The organism is Salinivibrio sp. HTSP, from assembly GCF_003390965.1.
Lineage (GTDB): Bacteria > Pseudomonadota > Gammaproteobacteria > Enterobacterales > Vibrionaceae > Salinivibrio > Salinivibrio kushneri.
Genome location: NZ_PXUD01000079.1, coordinates 53,016 through 69,854 on the forward strand (window position 1 = coordinate 53,016; position 16,839 = coordinate 69,854).

Genomic DNA, 16,839 nt, shown 5'->3' on the forward strand with positions numbered 1-16,839 from the left:
GGAATACGGAAAGAACATATCGTGCCAGCTCTGGTAGATAAAGTTCCTAGGTCCTAGGAACTACTTTCTGCTTTCTGCTCTCTTCTGTACTCCGTAAGCGAAGCGCTCTGTATTCAAAAAGCCCGAATACCGATGACGGAATACAGAGTACAGAAAAAGCAATAGCCTCAGTGCGAGCATGATCTGCTTTATCCGGTTTCTAGTTTCTAGTCTCTAGAAGCGAAGCGTCTCGTCTCTTTCCGTACTCCGTAAGCGAAGCGCTCTGTATTCAAGAGCAAAAAGCGCTTTTACCGATACCGGCCGCGGCGGGCGGCGTTGGCTTTGCCGGCCATGGCGATGAGGGTGTGGTTGGTGTGAGCATGGCAAATGGCAACCGCGAGAGCATCGGCGGCATCGGCTTGCGGGGTGGCGCTGAGCTTTAACATGTGGGTGACCATATGCTGGACTTGCTTTTTATCCGCACTGCCTTTTCCCACTACCGCTTGCTTGATAAGCCTGGCGGCATATTCAGAGACAGGTAAATCGGCGTTTACCGCCGCAACAATGGCACTGCCGCGTGCTTGACCCAGTTTAAGCGCTGAATCCGCGTTGCGAGCCATAAATACTTGCTCAATGGCAAAGTTATCCGGCTGAAATTGCGTGATGACTTCGCTCACGCCTGCGTAGATATGCTTTAGTCGACCGGGTAAGTCGTCGGTCTCGGTGCGAATACAGCCACTGCCGAGATATTCTAGATGCCGACCATGTTGGCGGATCACCCCATAACCGGTGATCCGCGAACCTGGGTCAATTCCCAGTATCACTGCCATTTAGCTTAAACTCGCTGCCACTTCGTCCGAGATATCACCGTTATGGTAGACTTCTTGCACATCGTCAAGGTCTTCTAACGTATCGATCAAGCGCAGCAGCTTGGGGGCCGTGTCTGCATCTAACTCTGCTTTGGTGGATGGCACCTGCGTCACTTCAGCACGTTCAGCCTCAAACCCGGCTTTATCCAGAGCATCTTTCACATAGCCAAAGTCATTAGGCGTGGTATACACATCCATTGAACCGTCGTCATAGGTGACCACATCGTCCGCGCCGCCTTCGAGCGCCGCTTCCATCACCGCATCTTCTTCAAGGCCAGAGGCATAGGTGATCACCCCTTTTTTATCGAATAAGAAGCTGACTGAACCATCGGTCCCCAGGTTACCACCGGATTTGGAAAACGCATGGCGCACGCCTGATACCGTGCGGTTGCGGTTATCGGTCATACACTCCACCATCACCGCGGTGCCCGCAGGGCCATAGCCTTCATAGATGACGGTTTCCATGTTTTCGTCACCTTCGCCGCCCGCCCCGCGTGAAATCGCACGGTTGATGGTGTCGCGTGTCATGTTATTTGACAACGCTTTATCCACCGCAGCACGCAGGCGTGGATTGGTTTCCGCCTCGGGGCCACCTTCTTTGGTTGCCACCACAATTTCTCGGATAAGTTTGGTGAAAATCTTACCGCGCTTCGCGTCTTGAGCAGCTTTACGGTGTTTAATGTTCGACCACTTACTGTGACCTGCCATATCGACTCTCCGTTTTTTTGCGCTCCCCTCACGTGAAAGGAGTTATAAGAAAAAACGCGCCTTGGCTTTTCAGTCTGAGGCGCGTTGAGACAGTGACCTTGCAGCCGTGATATCACCGCGTGATTGCGGCAGTTATCGGCCCCAAGGGTAAGACGGGCAAGGCTATTTGCCCGTCATCAGGCGAATTTATTCGCTGTGTTCGTTTTGCTCTGCCGCCGCGGTAATGCTGAGAGCTAGCTCTTCAAGCGCCGCCTCATTGGCCAGGCTTGGCGCGTCAGTCATCAAGCAGGCCGCTGCAGTGGTTTTCGGGAAGGCAATCACGTCGCGAATGTTTTCGGTGCCGGATAGCAACATCACCAGGCGATCCATACCAAACGCCAGACCCGCGTGTGGTGGGGTGCCGTATTGCAACGCATCCAGCAAGAAGCCAAATTTCTTGCGCTGCTCTTGCTCATCAATGCCCAGCGTCTCAAACACCGCGGCTTGCATTTCTGGGTTATGGATACGGACCGAGCCACCGCCCACTTCGTAGCCATTAATCACCATGTCGTAGGCGTTAGAGTTCGCCGCCGCCGGGTTTGCCACCAGCTCTTCAGGTGTCACGTCTGTCGGCGCAGTGAACGGGTGGTGCATCGCATGCAAGTTACCTTCGTCGTCTTCCTCAAACATTGGGAAATCAATCACCCACAATGGTGCCCACGCTTGGGTGTCGGTCAACTCAAGATCCAGACCTAATTTCACACGCAGTGCGCCAAGCGCTTCGGTAACGACAGACTTTTTGTCTGCGCCGAATAGGATAATGTCACCGGTTTGCGCCTCAGTGCGTGACAGAATGCTTTCTACCACTTCGGCATTGAGGAACTTGGCCACCGGCGATTGAATGCCATCAAAACCGGCGTCGCGGTCGTTGACTTTCATCCACGCCAAGCCTTTGGCGCCGTAAATGCCAACAAAGTGGGTGTATTCATCAATCTGCTTGCGCGACAAGCTGGCACCGCCTGGCACACGAATCACAGCCACGCGGCCTTTCTCATCGTTTGCCGGGCCAGAGAACACTTTAAATTCAACATCTTTGACGATGTCTGCTACATCGACGATTTCGAGCGGGTTACGCAAATCTGGCTTGTCGGAGCCAAAACGGCGCATCGCTTCTTCATATTTCATGGTTGGGAACGCGCCCAAGTCCACATTAAGCAATGATTGCCACATTTCACGGATCAATTGCTCGGTGACCTCGCGCACTTGGTCGGCGCTCATAAATGAGGTTTCGATATCAATCTGGGTAAATTCTGGCTGGCGATCCGCACGCAAATCTTCATCACGGAAGCACTTCACGATTTGGTAGTAACGATCGAACCCGGACATCATCAACAACTGTTTAAACAGCTGTGGTGATTGCGGCAGCGCATAAAAGTTGCCTTTGTGCACACGGCTTGGCACCAAGTAATCACGTGCGCCTTCTGGGGTCGCTTTGGTGAGTACCGGAGTTTCGATGTCTAAAAAGTCATTATCATCAAGGAAACGACGGACAAAGCTGGTGGCTTTGGCACGCAGTTTAATCCGATCGCTCATCTCAGGGCGGCGCAAGTCAAGGTAGCGATACTTCAGGCGCTGCTCTTCGGAAATAAACTGGTTAAAGTCAATCGGCATCGGTGCGCTGCGGTTGATGATTTCCAACCCTTTCGCCACCACTTCCACTTCGCCAGTGGCCATATCACTGTTGATCTGGCTCTCTGGGCGCGCACGCACTTCACCACGGATGGTCAGGCAAAATTCGTTACGCAATTTGTTTGCTTGCTCGTAAACATCACCCATATCAGGGTCAATCACAACTTGCACCAGACCCTCACGGTCGCGCATGTCGATAAAAATCAAGCCGCCCAAATCACGGCGGCGGTTAACCCAACCACAAAGACTTACTTCTTGCCCGACGTGGGCTTTATTCAGGTGACCACAATATTGGGTGCGCATAGATTATTCCTGATCTGTTCTGATGATTCCGCTTGCCCCTGGGGCACAAGCCTGCCAAATACTGAGGGGAATTCGGGTAACAGCATCTGTCGTACCTGACGGTACGCCCCCATGAGTGCCGTTACTGTCAAAGCCTGCCATTATAAAGGAAAAGCCCCGCTCTTGGTAAAGCGATCGCGCTTAAAACCGATAGTTTTTTTGTTCAATTCCTTTTAGGCTAGTGTCCTATTGGTTGGCAAGGCATCATTACGGGCATGGTATCCCTATTACACCAAGACCTGAATCCGCCCTTACGATTGGGGCTGACGCAATGGTCTCATCCTAGTTGGCAGCATCATTTTTATCCGCCAGGCACCAAGTCGGGCGAGCGTTTAGCCCGCTATGCCGAGGTGTTTAACACGGTTGAAGGAAATACGACCTTTTACGCCTCCCCGTCGCCGCAAACGGTGAATAATTGGGCGGCCGCCATTCCAGACAGCTTTCAATTTACCTTTAAGCTACCTAAAACCATTACTCATCAATGCCAGCTGCGCCATGCGCAAGACTTAACCGCTGATTTTATCAAGCTGATGGCCCCGCTCCATGACCATATTGGTCAGTGGACCATTCAGCTGCCAGCGCGTTTTGGCCCTGAGAGGTTAGCAAGCTTAGCGACATTTCTTGAGTCGCTACCCCGCGAGTTTTCCCTTGGGGTAGAGGTGCGTCATCCCGCATTTTTTGCCAAAGGCGAAGCAGAAAAAGCACTCAACCGGCTGTTAATCGATCATCACGCCAACCGTGTGATCATGGACAGCCGCCCGGTGTTTGCGGCTAAACCCGACACTCCAGCGATTATTGATGCGCAAAAGAAAAAACCCCGGGTGCCCGTGCATGCCATCGCCACCAGCGATGCTCCCATGGTGCGTTTTATCGGCCATCCGGACTTGCCCGAAAACAGCGCGTTTTTTGACCCTTGGATCTCACGCTTATCCCAATGGATCGCCGCGGGCAAAACGCCCTATTTAATGATTCATACCTCAGATAACGACCAAGCCCCTGCACTGGCTGCACACTTGTATCAACGTCTTGATTTATCAACGCCGCTGGCTTCCGTCACGCGCGCCGCGCAAAGCCAGCAAGGGGCATTGTTTTAATGTCCGCCCCACGCGGCGCGCTCACCGTGCAGACAGGGGCAGAAAAATTCACTACAATACGCCGCTTTTGTGGCAGGGTTTACGCGCGTCATGCGCGAGAACCTGCCTGCTAGGCTGATGTGTAGGGGCTTACATGGCTAATCAGGATAAAATTTTCGCTGCGCCTATCGAGAAAATGGGCGACTTCACCTTCGATGAAAATGTCGCCGAAGTATTCCCGGATATGATCCAGCGCTCGGTGCCGGGATACAGCAATATCATTTCGGCAATTGGCATGCTGGCCAAGCGTTTTGCGGCGCCTGATAGTCATATTTACGATCTGGGCTGTTCGCTGGGTGCTGCCACTTTATCGATGCGCCGCCATATCCCTCATGACAGCTGCAAAATCATCGCGGTGGATAACTCTCAAGCCATGGTTGAGCGTTGTCGCTTGCATGTTAACGCGTATCGCGGCGCCGCCGATGTTGAGGTTCGCGAAGCCGATATTCGCGACGTCGAGATAACCAATGCCTCGATGGTGGTGCTCAATTTTACCCTACAGTTTTTAAGCCCTGACGATCGCCAAGCCCTACTCACTCGCATTTATCAAGGCTTGAAGCCAGGTGGGATCCTGATTTTATCCGAGAAGTACCGCTTTGAAGATGACACCGCCAATGAGTTGCTGATCGATTTACACCACGACTTTAAGCGCGCCAATGGCTATAGCGAGCTTGAGATCAGCCAAAAGCGCAGTGCACTTGAGAATGTGATGCGCCCAGACAGTATTACCACCCACCAAGCGCGACTTAATGCCATTGGCTTTAGCAGCGTCGCCATGTGGTTCCAGTGTTTTAACTTTGGTTCAATGTTCGCCATTAAGTAAGACCAACCTGAAAGTACGAGTAATCTGATGTTTGATTTTTCCGATTTTTATCAGCTGATTGCTAAAAACCGCTTAAGCCATTGGCTCGAGGTGTTGCCAGCGCAATTAGCCGAGTGGCAAAACCAGCCGCATGGCGATATGCCTAAGTGGATAAAAGTCCTGCACAAGATCCCAACCACTGCGCCCGAGACGGTTGAACTGAAAGACGCGGTGCGTATAGGTGATGACAGTAGCTTGCCTAATGGCGAGCGCAAAAAATTAGAAAACCTATTACGCACCTTGCACCCTTGGCGTAAAGGCCCGTACCAGGTACACGGCATTGATATTGATACCGAATGGCGCTCCGATTGGAAGTGGGATCGGGTGCTGCCGCATATTTCGCCGCTAAAAGGGCGTTATGTGCTTGATGTCGGTTGCGGCAATGGTTATCACATGTGGCGAATGTTGGGCGAAGGGGCCGAACTGACCGTGGGCATCGATCCATCAGAGCTATTTTTGATGCAATTCGATGCCATTCGCCGCTTGATGGGTAACGATCAGCGCGCGCATTTGTTGCCTTTAGGGATCGAGAAGCTCCCTGCACTGCGCGCATTCGACACAGTATTCAGCATGGGCGTGCTGTACCATCGCCGCTCCCCCCTCGACCATCTTATGCAACTCAAAGATCAGTTGCGCAAAGATGGCGAGCTGGTGCTGGAAACCTTAGTTATCGATGGGGACGAAAACGCGGTGTTGGTGCCGACCAGTCGCTATGCACAAATGCGCAACGTCTACTTTTTTCCGTCCGCGCGTGCGTTAAAAGTCTGGCTGGAAAAAGTCGGATTTGTCGATGTGCGTATTGTCGACGAGTGCGTCACCACCACCGATGAACAGCGCAGTACCGAGTGGATGACCCATAACTCGCTGCCAGATTACCTAAACCCAGACAACCCCGCGCAAACCGTAGAGGGCTACCCGGCCCCCAAACGCGCGATCTTAGTGGCTCGTAACCCAGACTAACTTGCTGGGTTTGAAAAACAACACCACCGCCAGTTACCCTCCGATTGGCGGCGGTGTTGAAGCGTCTTTACCTGACATCCACCCTGCCCTGACGTTACGCTCGCAATCGCGACGCTTGTATTGAGGTCCTGTGTTTTATTTCACCGCTTGAGTGCTTGTTTGCTAACGACTTTGCTTTATGACCGTTGATTAAATCAGCACTTAGTCAATTCTGACTAACATTTGACAGAATCCCCCTACCCATCTTAGCCGCATCCTTTAGAATTTGCTCTCGCCGTCGCCATCAGGGCGCTAATGCCTGTGACATGGCTAGCCGCAATCCTTCTTATGCTGTGGAGATTTAGATGCTATTTCGTTGCTCACTGATCAGTGCGCTTTTACTTACGGTGTCCGGCTGCACATTAACCTCGCAGCACCAACATCAAGAAACGCTCAATAAATTTGATAACCTGGCAGCCCAAAGCCAGCAACAACAGCAAGCGCTCACCGAGACCTTCACGCAACAGGGCGCAACACTCAACCAGTTGGCAGATAAAGTGACCGCACTTGAGAGCCAACTGTCGGTCATGCAACGCACGCAGGCCAAAGTTTACGCCAATATGGCGACCAATCCCCCTGACGTAAAAGTGAAAGAAAAAGTGGTGAGAGTCCCGGTTAACGACGGCAAGGTTATTCTTGGGGGACGCGAATTTGTCTGGTTTGACGCGGTCGAAAACACCTTCCAATCCCGTGTGGATACCGGTGCTGAAACCTCCTCACTCAACGCGGTAGATATCCAAGAGTTTGAGCGTGACGGCGATACCTGGGTCAAGTTCAACGTCAATCACAGTGAAAACAATGACCAGCCGGTATTTATGGAAATGCCAGTGAAACGTTGGGTGCGTATCCGTCAGTCGTCGAGCGATAGCACCGAGCGCCGCCCGGTGGTCGAAGCCTGGATCCGCGTGGGCAAGATCCATGAAAAAACCGAATTCACCCTCGCGGATCGCACCAACATGGAATACCCAGTGCTGCTTGGCCGAGAATTTTTTAAAGACTTGGCGGTGGTTGATGTCAGCCAAGTTCACATTCATCCGCAATATCAGCCGGACACGCCAACGGAGCCAGGCGATGACGACACCCCCAACAAGTAGGTAATCGATATGATTTCACGGGTTCCTTTTTATTTTTTGATTGGCTTTTTGGTCGTCGCTGGCATCGCACTCAGTGCCTACCGCCATCTTGTTTATGGCGTGCCATGGCTGGCAGATGAAACGCGCCAAGTGTGGCAAATCGAGGCCAGAATCAATTTTGATGCCACCAACGGGCCGGTCAAAGTCAGTTTGGCCGCACCAGATAGCCAACCCGGTCTGACCCTGATTGATGAAAGTACTTCATCGGCCGGGTACGGGTTTTCCTTACTCGATACAGAGCATGGCCGCCAAGCACAGTGGTCGGCACGTCACGCCAGTGGTGAGCAAACCCTTTATTTTAAAAACCAGATGCTGGTCGATGACAGTGCGCGCTACACCATGACCCCACCAGAGGATGACGCGGTGGCGACGCCTGTCATGGATAATGCGGCTAAAAACGCCGCACTCGCTTTGCTTGACCGTGCTCGTGCTCGCTCTGCCGATAACATCACTTTGACCCGCGAGCTGATCAAGCAGCTTAATAGTCCTGATAGTCAAAACGCGGCGCTGCTGCTCAACACACTGGATAAACCCGACGCCCTGCGCAAAACCTTGGCCATTGAAGGCATTCATGCGCGCGTAGTAGGCGGTTTAGAGCTTGAGGATGGCCGGCGTCGACAAAGCATTTCTCCCATGTTGCAAGTGTGGCAAGACAGCCGCTGGCATTTGTTTGACTTGGTGAGCGGCCAAAATGGCCATCACGATAACACACTGTTATGGAACCAACATGGCGGGCCGCTGCTGGAAGTGATGGGCGGTGAGCACAGCCAGGTGCATTTCTCCATCATTTCGCAAGATATCAGTCCGCAACAGGCCACTTCGGCCAAAGTGTCGGCCGACGATTTGCTTAACTTCTCGATTCATAGCTTGCCGATTGAAGAGCAGGCGATGTTCAAAACCATCATGCTGATCCCGATAGGGGCGCTCATTGTGGTGTTCTTGCGGGTGATTGTTGGGCTCAAAACCTCTGGCACCTTTATGCCAGTGCTCATTGCCGTCGCCTTTGTCCAGACCCAGCTCATTACCGGTATTGTTGGTTTTGTACTCATTGTCGGTACGGGGCTGGTGATCAGAAGCTACTTATCCCGGCTCAATTTACTCTTGGTAGCACGTATATCGGCCGTGATTATTACCGTGATCCTGATTATTTCCGTCTTTAGCGTGATTGCCTTCCACATTGGCTTAATGGAGGGACTCACCATTACCTTCTTCCCGATGATCATTTTGTCGTGGACCATCGAACGGATGTCGATTTTGTGGGAAGAAGAAGGGGCGAAGGAAGTGGTCATTCAAGGTGGCGGCTCACTGCTCACTGCCGTACTGGTGTATTTAGCGATGACCAATGATTTGGTTCGCCATCTCACCTTTAACTTTATTGGCCTGCAGTTGGTTATTCTCGCCCTTATCTTGCTACTGGGTAATTACACGGGCTATCGCTTGTCGGAACTCAAGCGCTTCCGCCCCCTAGCGGAGCCGAGTAATAAGCCACTTGGACTGGCAGCCACCTCAGGAGACGATGATGCGCAAACTCCTCGATAAGTTAGCCTCGCCGTTTCGGCTTAACCAAGCGGGGATCATGGGCATGAACCAGCGCAACATTCGCTATATTGGACGTTACAATGATCGGCGTTTGTATCCGTTGGTTGATGACAAGCTAAAAACTAAACTCATCGCCCAACAAGCGGGGGCCACGGTGCCTGAACTGATTGGGGTGATTGACAGCCAAGCGGATGTCAAACGCATCCACGCTATGGTCGCCAACTGGTCCGGCTTTGTGATTAAGCCTGCACAGGGCTCTGGCGGGAAAGGTATCTTAGTGGTGACTAAAAACCACCAAGGTGTCTATACCAAAGCCTCAGGGAAAGCGGTCAGCCACAATGATGTGGAGCGCCATATCACCAATACCTTGGCGGGCCTGTTCTCGCTGGGTGGCAAAGCCGATGTGGCGGTGGTCGAAAACTTAATTGCGTTTGATGATAGCTTTCAAGGATTTAGCTATGAGGGTGTGCCTGATATCCGGGTGATCGTTTTTCAAGGCTACCCAGTGATGGCAATGATGCGTCTATCGACATCGGCGTCTGATGGCAAAGCTAACTTACACCAAGGGGCCGTCGGCGTCGGGTTAGATATGGCGACAGGTAAAGCACTAAAAGCGGTCCAGTTTAATCGCCCTATTACTCACCACCCCGATACGCACCAAGATCTCTATACCCTTAGAGTGCCTCACTGGCAGCAGCTGCTGACCCTCGCCGCCAGCGCATGGGAAATGACAGATTTGGGTTATATGGGCACCGATATGGTGCTGGATAAAGATAAAGGTCCAATGGTACTGGAGCTCAATGCTCGCCCAGGCCTCGCCATTCAAATTGCCAATGGATGTGGCCTGCTTCCGCGTCTTGCCCTAATCGAATCGCTGCCACCTTGTCGCTACCCGCCTTTACCGGAAGACCGGGTGGCGTTTTCGATGCAGCATTTTGCAGGTCAAAGTACGCAGCCCTTGCAACCGCGGCTTGCCCAAGCAGGCTAATTTCCCGTGTACATCCATAGAGAATACAAGACCGCACAGACAGGCGTAGGATAAAATAAAAGTGTTAAAGTTTTATTCTCGCGGCCGATACCCTAGTTATCATCATTATCGACCAGGTCATAACTAGGGTAACCACAGTGACTATCCATACCATCGACAAAGCGCAGCTGATTAGCGACGTTCAGTTTGGGGACAACCTAAACCAAGCGGTGGTACAAGGTCGTCGTTCCGACTTTGCCCTGATGATGGCCTTATTGTCAGCGGATGCCAACGAGTCAACCCCGCTAACGCCCGTCGATAAGCCCGTCAGCAATGACCAAGTACTCCGTCAGCAGTTCCAGCTGGCTGAGCCGCAACCTCTTGCCGCGAGCAATGAACAAGACTATTTGCGTGCAGGGGCACAAGCCGATGCCTTTCACCGCGGCGGTATTGCCAGCGCGAATCTACGCTTTCAGCTTGCCCCAGCGGCAATGCATTATCCCCCCCAAGGCACACACGGTTTTGATGAGGCGGTCTATCATAATTTGTCTGGCCACGAGCGCCGTCATTTAGCCGATACCGAGCCCAAGCGCCCCGCCTATAACCCTGCCACCTTGTATGAAAAACTCACCACTTCGCATTGCTTTGATAAAATGCGTGTGAGCGCATAATGCGTCAGATCGCAAGTCGATCTTGATGACATTTGTTGATCCTTTATCAAACTGTGATCCTCTATAGATTCCCGATATTCTTTTTGCCATTCCTCCTGACGTTTTGCGTCTTTTTTTCGCAGTCCTCGTATTTATGGTCCAGTATTACACTCCCATGCTTGAATAGGGTGTGAGTAAGCTGTCACTTTCTCGTGACTTGCTTGGGTAAATAAATGCATCAGTTTGTTTTAATAGACTGATAATTATGAGGAAATTCTCATGAAGATCGATAGCGCAGTGGTCGTCATTACCGCAGGTGGCTCACCGTCCGGACGCGCCATGGCTGAGCACTTTTGCTCGCTTGGCGCAAACGTGGTTTTGCTCGATACCGAGTGGCCAGCACTACGCCTAAGTGCCGATCAATGTCGCGACTACCTGGGGCGTGTTCAGCCTATTTGTCTCGCCGATCATGAGCCTGATTCGATTCACGATGCGTTCACCCAAGTCACTCAGCTTTTTGGTGGGATTGATGTACTGATCAATCATTGGCAAGGGGATGTTTTGCCTAGTCTGTTTGACAGACAAAAACACTACGATGGCCCCAAAACCCTCAGTGATACCACGTCACAATATTTTCTGGTGGTCCAACGCGCAGCAGAATGCATGCAACAACGCGGCACACCTGGGGTGATCATTAATGTCGCGGGCACCCACCTCACGCCGGATACGGTTGCCAACGCCATGATTGGCGGCTTGACCCAACGGTGGGCGAAGGAGCTATCAGCACTGAAAATTCGTGTCGGCGGTATTGTTCCGCGCCATCGTCACCAGGCGAACAGCGGCATTGATGATGAATTTATTCGCAATGCCGAGTACATCGTCTCCAACGATTCTTTTAACGGCCGGTTGTTAGAGGCAAGTGGATAGAAGATCGCTCTCTCAAATACAAAAAGACCCGCCGGAGCGGGTCTTTGTCGTTAAGCAGTTGCCTAGGGTCTATTAGGCGTCTGCTTTTTCATCTTTTTTCACAGCTTTCGCGGCTTTAGTCGGCGCGGCGGCTGGTCGGTCATCTTTTTTCTTGATCACCGTGGTGCCTTCAAAGGTTTCACATTCTACGTATGGTTTACCGTAGTAAGACGCAACCAACACATCTTTCAACTCTTTGATCAGTGGATAGCGTGGGTTAGCGCCTGTACATTGGTCATCGAACGCTTCTTCCGCCAGCTCATCCAGTTTGGCCATGAAGTCTGCTTCTGGTACACCCGCCGCTTGGATAGAGGTTGGGATGTCTAGTTTCAACTTCATGTCTTCCAACCAGGCTAGCAAACGCTCAATCTTCTGTGCGGTACGGTCACCGGCTTGAGCTAGGCCAAGGTGGTCAGCGATTTCTGCATAGCGACGACGTGCTTGTGGGCGGTCGTACTGTGAGAAAGCTGTTTGCTTGGTTGGGTTGTCATTGGCGTTGAAACGCACCACGTTAGAAATCAGCAATGCGTTCGCCAAACCGTGTGGTAGGTGGAACTCAGCACCGATTTTGTGCGCCATTGAGTGACACACACCCAAGAAGGCGTTAGCAAACGCGACACCGGCAATGGTGGCACCATTGTGCACTTTCTCACGTGCGATTGGGTCGTTTGCACCGTGCGTATAGCTTGCTGGCAGATAGTCTTTCAGCAGTTTCAACGCTTGCAGAGCTTGCCCTTCTGAATACTCGTTAGACAGGATAGACACGTAGGCTTCCATCGCGTGAGTAATCGCGTCGTAACCACCAAAGGCAGTCAGTGACTTCGGCATGTTCATCACTAGGTTGGCATCCACAATTGCCATTTGTGGTGTCAGCTCGTAGTCGGCCAGTGGGTACTTCGCGCCCGTTTTATCGTCTGTCACTACCGCAAATGGTGTCACTTCTGAACCGGTACCTGATGTGGTCGTCACACAAACCAGCTCGGCTTTTTTACCCATTTTCGGGAATTTGTAGATACGTTTACGGATGTCCATAAAGCGCATCGCTAGCTCTTCGAACGCCGTTTCAGGGTGCTCGTACATGACCCACATGATTTTCGCAGCATCCATCGGTGAACCACCACCTAGGGCAATAATCACGTCTGGCTGGAAGCTCTTCATCGCTTCCGCACCTTTGCGCACCACGGTCAATGTTGGATCCGCTTCTACTTCAAAGAAGGTATTCACGTCCATGCCTTGCGCTTTAAGCATTGACTCGATTTGCTCAGAATAACCGTTGTTAAACAGGAAACGGTCCGTCACGATCATCGCGCGTTTCTTGTCTTCCAAGTCACCCAATGCGATTGGCAAGCTGCCGCGACGGAAGTAGATCGATTTTGGTAGTTTGTGCCACAGCATATTCTCAGCTCGCTTCGCTACGGTTTTCTTGTTCATCAGGTGTTTAGGCCCAACGTTCTCAGAAATTGAGTTACCACCCCATGAGCCACAGCCCAATGTCAGTGATGGTGCAACGTTAAAGTTGTACAAGTCACCGATACCACCATGCGTGGTTGGAATGTTCACCAGAATACGTGCTGTTTTCAGGCGATCACCGAAATACTTGATACGGTCTTGGTTAACGTCTTGGTTGGTATACAGGCCTGAGGTATGACCGATACCGCCCATTTCCACCATTTTGCAAGCCATGTCGACAGCGTGCTCAAAGCTTTTAGCGCGGAACATACCTAGGGTTGGAGAGAGTTTCTCGTGCGCAAACTCTTCTTCAATGCTGATTTCCAGCCCTTCACCAATCAGGATTTTCGTGTCTGATGGCACGCTTACGCCGGCCATCTCCGCAATCTTAGTGGCAGGTTGGCCCACGATATCCGCGTTAAGGTTACCGTTGATAAGTAGTACCTTACGCACTTTATCGGCGTCTGCTTTGCTCAATACATGGCCTTTGTGCGACGCAAAGCGTTCTTTCACTTCGTCGTAGACTTCGTCCATCACGATAACTGCTTGCTCGGACGCACACACCACGCCGTTATCGAAGGTTTTTGACATCAGCACAGACGCGACAGCACGTTTAATGTCAGCGGTTTCATCGATAACCACAGGCACGTTACCCGCACCTACGCCAATCGCCGGTTTACCTGATGAGTATGCCGCTTTCACCATGCCTGGACCACCGGTCGCCAGAATCAGGTTAATGTCGTCGTGCTTCATCAGTGCGTTAGAAAGCTCAACTGATGGTTGATCAATCCAGCCGATGATGTCTTTAGGTGCGCCCGCAGCCACGGCTGCATCAAGAACCAGCTTCGCCGCATCATTGGTCGAGTTTTTCGCACGTGGGTGTGGCGAGAAGATGATGCCGTTACGCGTTTTCAGTGAGATCAGTGATTTGAAGATCGCAGTCGACGTTGGGTTAGTGGTTGGAACGATACCGCAGATAAGGCCAACGGGTTCGGCGATGGTCATGGTGCCGAATTCGTCATTCTCTTCCAGAATGCCGCAGGTTTTGTCGTCTTTGTATTTGTTGTAGATGAACTCAGAGGCGAAGTGGTTTTTGATAACCTTGTCTTCGAGGATACCCATGCCTGACTCTTCAACCGCTTGTTTCGCCAGTGGGATACGCGCGTTGTTTGCAGCCAGTGATGCGGCACGGAAGATCTTATCTACTTGCTCCTGTGAATAGGTGGCAAATTCTTGTTGTGCCTTTTTGACACGCTCAACCATCGCGTTGAGTTCAGCAATATTAGTGACAGGCATAGTCGTCTCCTGGTTCATATTTGAAAATCATTTAGTAATTGCTTGCCGCAGCGTCTTGGCTTACTAAGCCTTGTTTATCTTTACTTAGTGTCGCCGTTCGGTGCGTGGCATTTAGTAAATAACTTTCAAAACTGAGTATAAGTTTTCACAGCGTGAGTAACTTGATCTCGATCAGTTGTTATCAAATCAACCGCAATAAAATTTACGCTTAACCCCCACAATCACTGGGTTTAATATTTTTGTAGCACAGAACGCATGTGTCTAAAATTTTCATCACAGTAACATATAATTTACATGGCAAGGCAACTATAAATGCCGATACTGTATGTAAATTTCAACAAAAAACCCGAAAGACGGTTGTTTCTGTTCACGACATCGACCCTCAGTATAGTTTGCCGAGCGAAAGTTGCATGACGATAAATCGTTTGGGTTATCAGCGAAAGCGGGTTCAAAACGCGCAACTATTGCATTCAGAAAATAAAAGCTGAGTGGTTGGTTTTTAGGCTGACATCGCTATACTGGCGCCATTGATTTAACCCGAGAGAAACTGGACTTCCTCACAGCATCACGAGATTCGCCATGGCCGTTTTTGACACCATGATTTTTGTACAGTTTTTTGTCGGGCTTTTTGCCGCCGTTAACCCTATCGGTATCATGCCCGTTTTTGTCACCCTCACCGTACATCTTGATAAACAAGAACGAAACCGCACGGCATACACCGCCGCCATCGCGGTGGCGATCATCTTGATTGTTTCCTTGCTTGCCGGACAGATGTTGCTGGATTTATTCAGTATCTCACTCGATTCATTCCGGGTAGCCGGTGGCATGCTGCTGCTCAGTATCGCTTTTACCATGATGAACGGTAAGTTGGGGGAAGGTAAGCAAAACAAGCAGGAGCAATCCGAGACCATCAGCCGTGAACAGGTGGGCGTGGTACCGCTGGCGATGCCACTGCTCGCGGGGCCAGGTGCGATCAGCTCAACCATTGTTTATGGCTCTCAGTACCCCGATACGTGGAGTACGATTACACTCATCACCACCCTAGTGCTGTTCTCTGCAGGGATTTGGGGGCTGTTTAAAGTCGGTCCTGCAGTGGTGAAATTTTTAGGCCAAACGGGTATCAACGTTATTACGCGGATAATGGGCCTTATCCTTGGTTCCCTCGGGATTGAGTTTATCGCCTCTGGCATGCGCGCCTTGTTCCCCGGCCTTAGCTAAACGCGCGATAAGCCCCTTCAGCGCGTAAAGATAAAAAATCGGCACGCAGTCAGTTGCCGTGCCGGTTTTTTGCGGCTCAATCATGGAAGATTTTTAGCAAGGTAAGCGAATGAATAAGTCACAAAGCCGTCTTCAACACTACCTATACACCACCATCTTTGGCACCGAGACGAAGCACGGGAAAGCATTTGATTTGGCGCTGATTGTGATGATCTTGGCCTCGATGGTGGCGTTGATGCTGGAGTCGATCGCAAGTGTCCATGCTAAATGGTCACAATGGCTTTATTGGATTGAATGGGGCTTTACCGGCATCTTTACCGTCGAGTATTTACTGCGCCTTTATTGCTCACCGCGCCCGTCTGCTTATGCAAGAAGCTTTTACGGCGTGGTGGATTTACTGGCGATTCTGCCCACCTATATCGCGATTTTTGTCCCAGGGACGACATACCTGATGGTGGTACGCCTATTGCGGGTATTGCGCATTTTCCGTGTTTTGAGGCTGATGCGCTTTTTGGAAGACTCCAACATCTTGTTGCGCTCGATGTTGCTGTCATCGCGAAAGGTAATGATTTTCTTCTTCTCCGTGGCGATCCTGGTCACCGTCTTCGGCGCACTCATGTACGTGATTGAAGGGCCAGAGAATGGCTTTACCAGTATTCCCTATGCCATCTATTGGGCTATCGTCACCCTCACCACCGTCGGCTATGGCGATATTGTGCCGCAAACCGATATTGGCAAGGCACTCGCGTCTTTCACCATGTTGATGGGCTATTCGATTATTGCCGTGCCTACCGGGATTATCACCGCCGAAATCGGTCAGCAGATGTCACTGCATCGCAACTTGGTAAAATGCCCTAACTGCTCAAAAAGCGGCCATGAGTCCGACGCCTCATTTTGTAAGCACTGTGGCAGTGAGCTGCCAGAAGCCGATAAGCGCGTGGTTACACCTGGGCTATAACACGGCTTCACGTTGAGTGACACGGCAGGCCTGCGCGTAAAAGCACGAGATACCGATAACATCGAGTAGGGTGAGGCGTTGCCGCCTCATCCCTCTCACAGAA

13 protein-coding genes and 1 pseudogene are annotated in these 16,839 nt (G+C 51.3%); 10 read left to right on the forward strand and 4 right to left on the reverse strand.

Annotated elements, in window-relative coordinates; translation table 11 throughout:
* Positions 1-287 precede the first annotated feature (287 nt).
* The 3 genes from ruvC to aspS form a co-directional block, all read right to left on the reverse strand.
* On the reverse strand, positions 288-809 hold the full coding sequence (gene ruvC, locus C7A19_RS13835; protein ID WP_046075360.1) for a crossover junction endodeoxyribonuclease RuvC: 522 nt from the start codon (positions 807-809) through the stop codon (positions 288-290).
* Positions 810-1,556 carry a YebC/PmpR family DNA-binding transcriptional regulator gene (locus C7A19_RS13840; RefSeq protein ID WP_069361234.1) on the reverse strand — a complete coding sequence of 249 codons (747 nt, stop codon included), beginning with the start codon at positions 1,554-1,556 and terminating at the stop codon, positions 810-812. It abuts the gene before it with no gap.
* A gap of 186 nt (positions 1,557-1,742) precedes the next feature.
* Positions 1,743-3,527, reverse strand: a complete 1,785-nt coding sequence (gene aspS / locus C7A19_RS13845) for an aspartate--tRNA ligase (protein WP_116645161.1) — start codon at positions 3,525-3,527, stop codon at positions 1,743-1,745.
* 254 nt (positions 3,528-3,781) lie between these two features.
* On the opposite strand from aspS, the gene C7A19_RS13850 reads away from it, so the two are divergent.
* The 8 genes and pseudogenes from C7A19_RS13850 (at position 3,782) to C7A19_RS13885 (ending at position 11,776) form a co-directional block, all read left to right on the forward strand.
* Positions 3,782-4,660: a DUF72 domain-containing protein gene (locus C7A19_RS13850; RefSeq protein WP_116645162.1), complete on the forward strand. Its 879-nt coding sequence runs from the start codon at positions 3,782-3,784 to the stop codon at positions 4,658-4,660.
* 133 nt (positions 4,661-4,793) lie between these two features.
* The gene (gene cmoA / locus C7A19_RS13855) at positions 4,794-5,522 is read left to right on the forward strand and encodes a carboxy-S-adenosyl-L-methionine synthase CmoA (RefSeq protein WP_077521232.1); all 729 of its coding nucleotides are present in this window, start codon (positions 4,794-4,796) and stop codon (positions 5,520-5,522) included.
* 27 nt (positions 5,523-5,549) lie between these two features.
* Entirely contained in the window at positions 5,550-6,521 is a 972-nt protein-coding gene (gene cmoB / locus C7A19_RS13860) for a tRNA 5-methoxyuridine(34)/uridine 5-oxyacetic acid(34) synthase CmoB (protein ID WP_116645163.1), read from the forward strand.
* A gap of 344 nt (positions 6,522-6,865) precedes the next feature.
* A complete protein-coding gene (locus C7A19_RS13865; protein WP_077459200.1) occupies positions 6,866-7,654 on the forward strand; it encodes an ATP-dependent zinc protease in 789 nt (262 codons plus the stop codon).
* Positions 7,655-7,663: 9 nt separating this feature from the next.
* Positions 7,664-9,166, forward strand: a pseudogene (locus C7A19_RS13870) (inactive transglutaminase family protein); the annotation flags it as partial.
* Between the two features lie 46 nt (positions 9,167-9,212).
* Positions 9,213-10,220, forward strand: coding sequence for an alpha-L-glutamate ligase-like protein (locus C7A19_RS13875; RefSeq protein WP_116645165.1), 1,008 nt, complete (start codon positions 9,213-9,215; stop codon positions 10,218-10,220).
* Between the two features lie 137 nt (positions 10,221-10,357).
* Entirely contained in the window at positions 10,358-10,870 is a 513-nt protein-coding gene (locus C7A19_RS13880) for a VC2046/SO_2500 family protein (protein ID WP_069361226.1), read from the forward strand.
* A gap of 258 nt (positions 10,871-11,128) precedes the next feature.
* The gene (locus C7A19_RS13885; protein WP_077521223.1) at positions 11,129-11,776 is read left to right on the forward strand and encodes an SDR family NAD(P)-dependent oxidoreductase; all 648 of its coding nucleotides are present in this window, start codon (positions 11,129-11,131) and stop codon (positions 11,774-11,776) included.
* A 72-nt stretch (positions 11,777-11,848) separates the two neighbouring features.
* Here C7A19_RS13885 and adhE read toward each other — a convergent pair whose 3' ends face one another.
* Positions 11,849-14,578 (reverse strand): bifunctional acetaldehyde-CoA/alcohol dehydrogenase, encoded by a 2,730-nt coding sequence (adhE, locus tag C7A19_RS13890; RefSeq protein WP_255566388.1) that lies wholly within the window; start codon positions 14,576-14,578, stop codon positions 11,849-11,851.
* A 561-nt stretch (positions 14,579-15,139) separates the two neighbouring features.
* Between adhE and C7A19_RS13895 the strand changes: the two genes are divergently transcribed.
* Together C7A19_RS13895 and C7A19_RS13900 are read left to right on the forward strand one after the other, a co-directional pair.
* Positions 15,140-15,778 carry a YchE family NAAT transporter gene (locus C7A19_RS13895; protein ID WP_077484877.1) on the forward strand — a complete coding sequence of 213 codons (639 nt, stop codon included), beginning with the start codon at positions 15,140-15,142 and terminating at the stop codon, positions 15,776-15,778.
* 109 nt (positions 15,779-15,887) lie between these two features.
* Entirely contained in the window at positions 15,888-16,736 is an 849-nt protein-coding gene (locus C7A19_RS13900) for an ion transporter (RefSeq protein ID WP_116645166.1), read from the forward strand.
* The last annotated feature ends 103 nt before the right edge of the window (positions 16,737-16,839 follow it).

What these genes read in the sequence shown, in the direction of transcription:
- C7A19_RS13850 (WP_116645162.1), top strand. Translation starts at nt 3,782, where the DNA reads ATGGTATCCCTATTACACCAAGACCTGAATCCGCCCTTACGATTGGGG.
- C7A19_RS13875 (WP_116645165.1), top strand. Translation starts at nt 9,213, where the DNA reads ATGCGCAAACTCCTCGATAAGTTAGCCTCGCCGTTTCGGCTTAACCAA.
- C7A19_RS13885 (WP_077521223.1), top strand. Translation starts at nt 11,129, where the DNA reads ATGAAGATCGATAGCGCAGTGGTCGTCATTACCGCAGGTGGCTCACCG.
- C7A19_RS13840 (WP_069361234.1), bottom strand. Translation starts at nt 1,556, where the DNA reads ATGGCAGGTCACAGTAAGTGGTCGAACATTAAACACCGTAAAGCTGCT.
- C7A19_RS13900 (WP_116645166.1), top strand. Translation starts at nt 15,888, where the DNA reads ATGAATAAGTCACAAAGCCGTCTTCAACACTACCTATACACCACCATC.
- C7A19_RS13895 (WP_077484877.1), top strand. Translation starts at nt 15,140, where the DNA reads ATGGCCGTTTTTGACACCATGATTTTTGTACAGTTTTTTGTCGGGCTT.
- aspS (WP_116645161.1), bottom strand. Translation starts at nt 3,527, where the DNA reads ATGCGCACCCAATATTGTGGTCACCTGAATAAAGCCCACGTCGGGCAA.
- adhE (WP_255566388.1), bottom strand. Translation starts at nt 14,578, where the DNA reads ATGAACCAGGAGACGACTATGCCTGTCACTAATATTGCTGAACTCAAC.
- C7A19_RS13865 (WP_077459200.1), top strand. Translation starts at nt 6,866, where the DNA reads ATGCTATTTCGTTGCTCACTGATCAGTGCGCTTTTACTTACGGTGTCC.
- cmoA (WP_077521232.1), top strand. Translation starts at nt 4,794, where the DNA reads ATGGCTAATCAGGATAAAATTTTCGCTGCGCCTATCGAGAAAATGGGC.
- ruvC (WP_046075360.1), bottom strand. Translation starts at nt 809, where the DNA reads ATGGCAGTGATACTGGGAATTGACCCAGGTTCGCGGATCACCGGTTAT.
- cmoB (WP_116645163.1), top strand. Translation starts at nt 5,550, where the DNA reads ATGTTTGATTTTTCCGATTTTTATCAGCTGATTGCTAAAAACCGCTTA.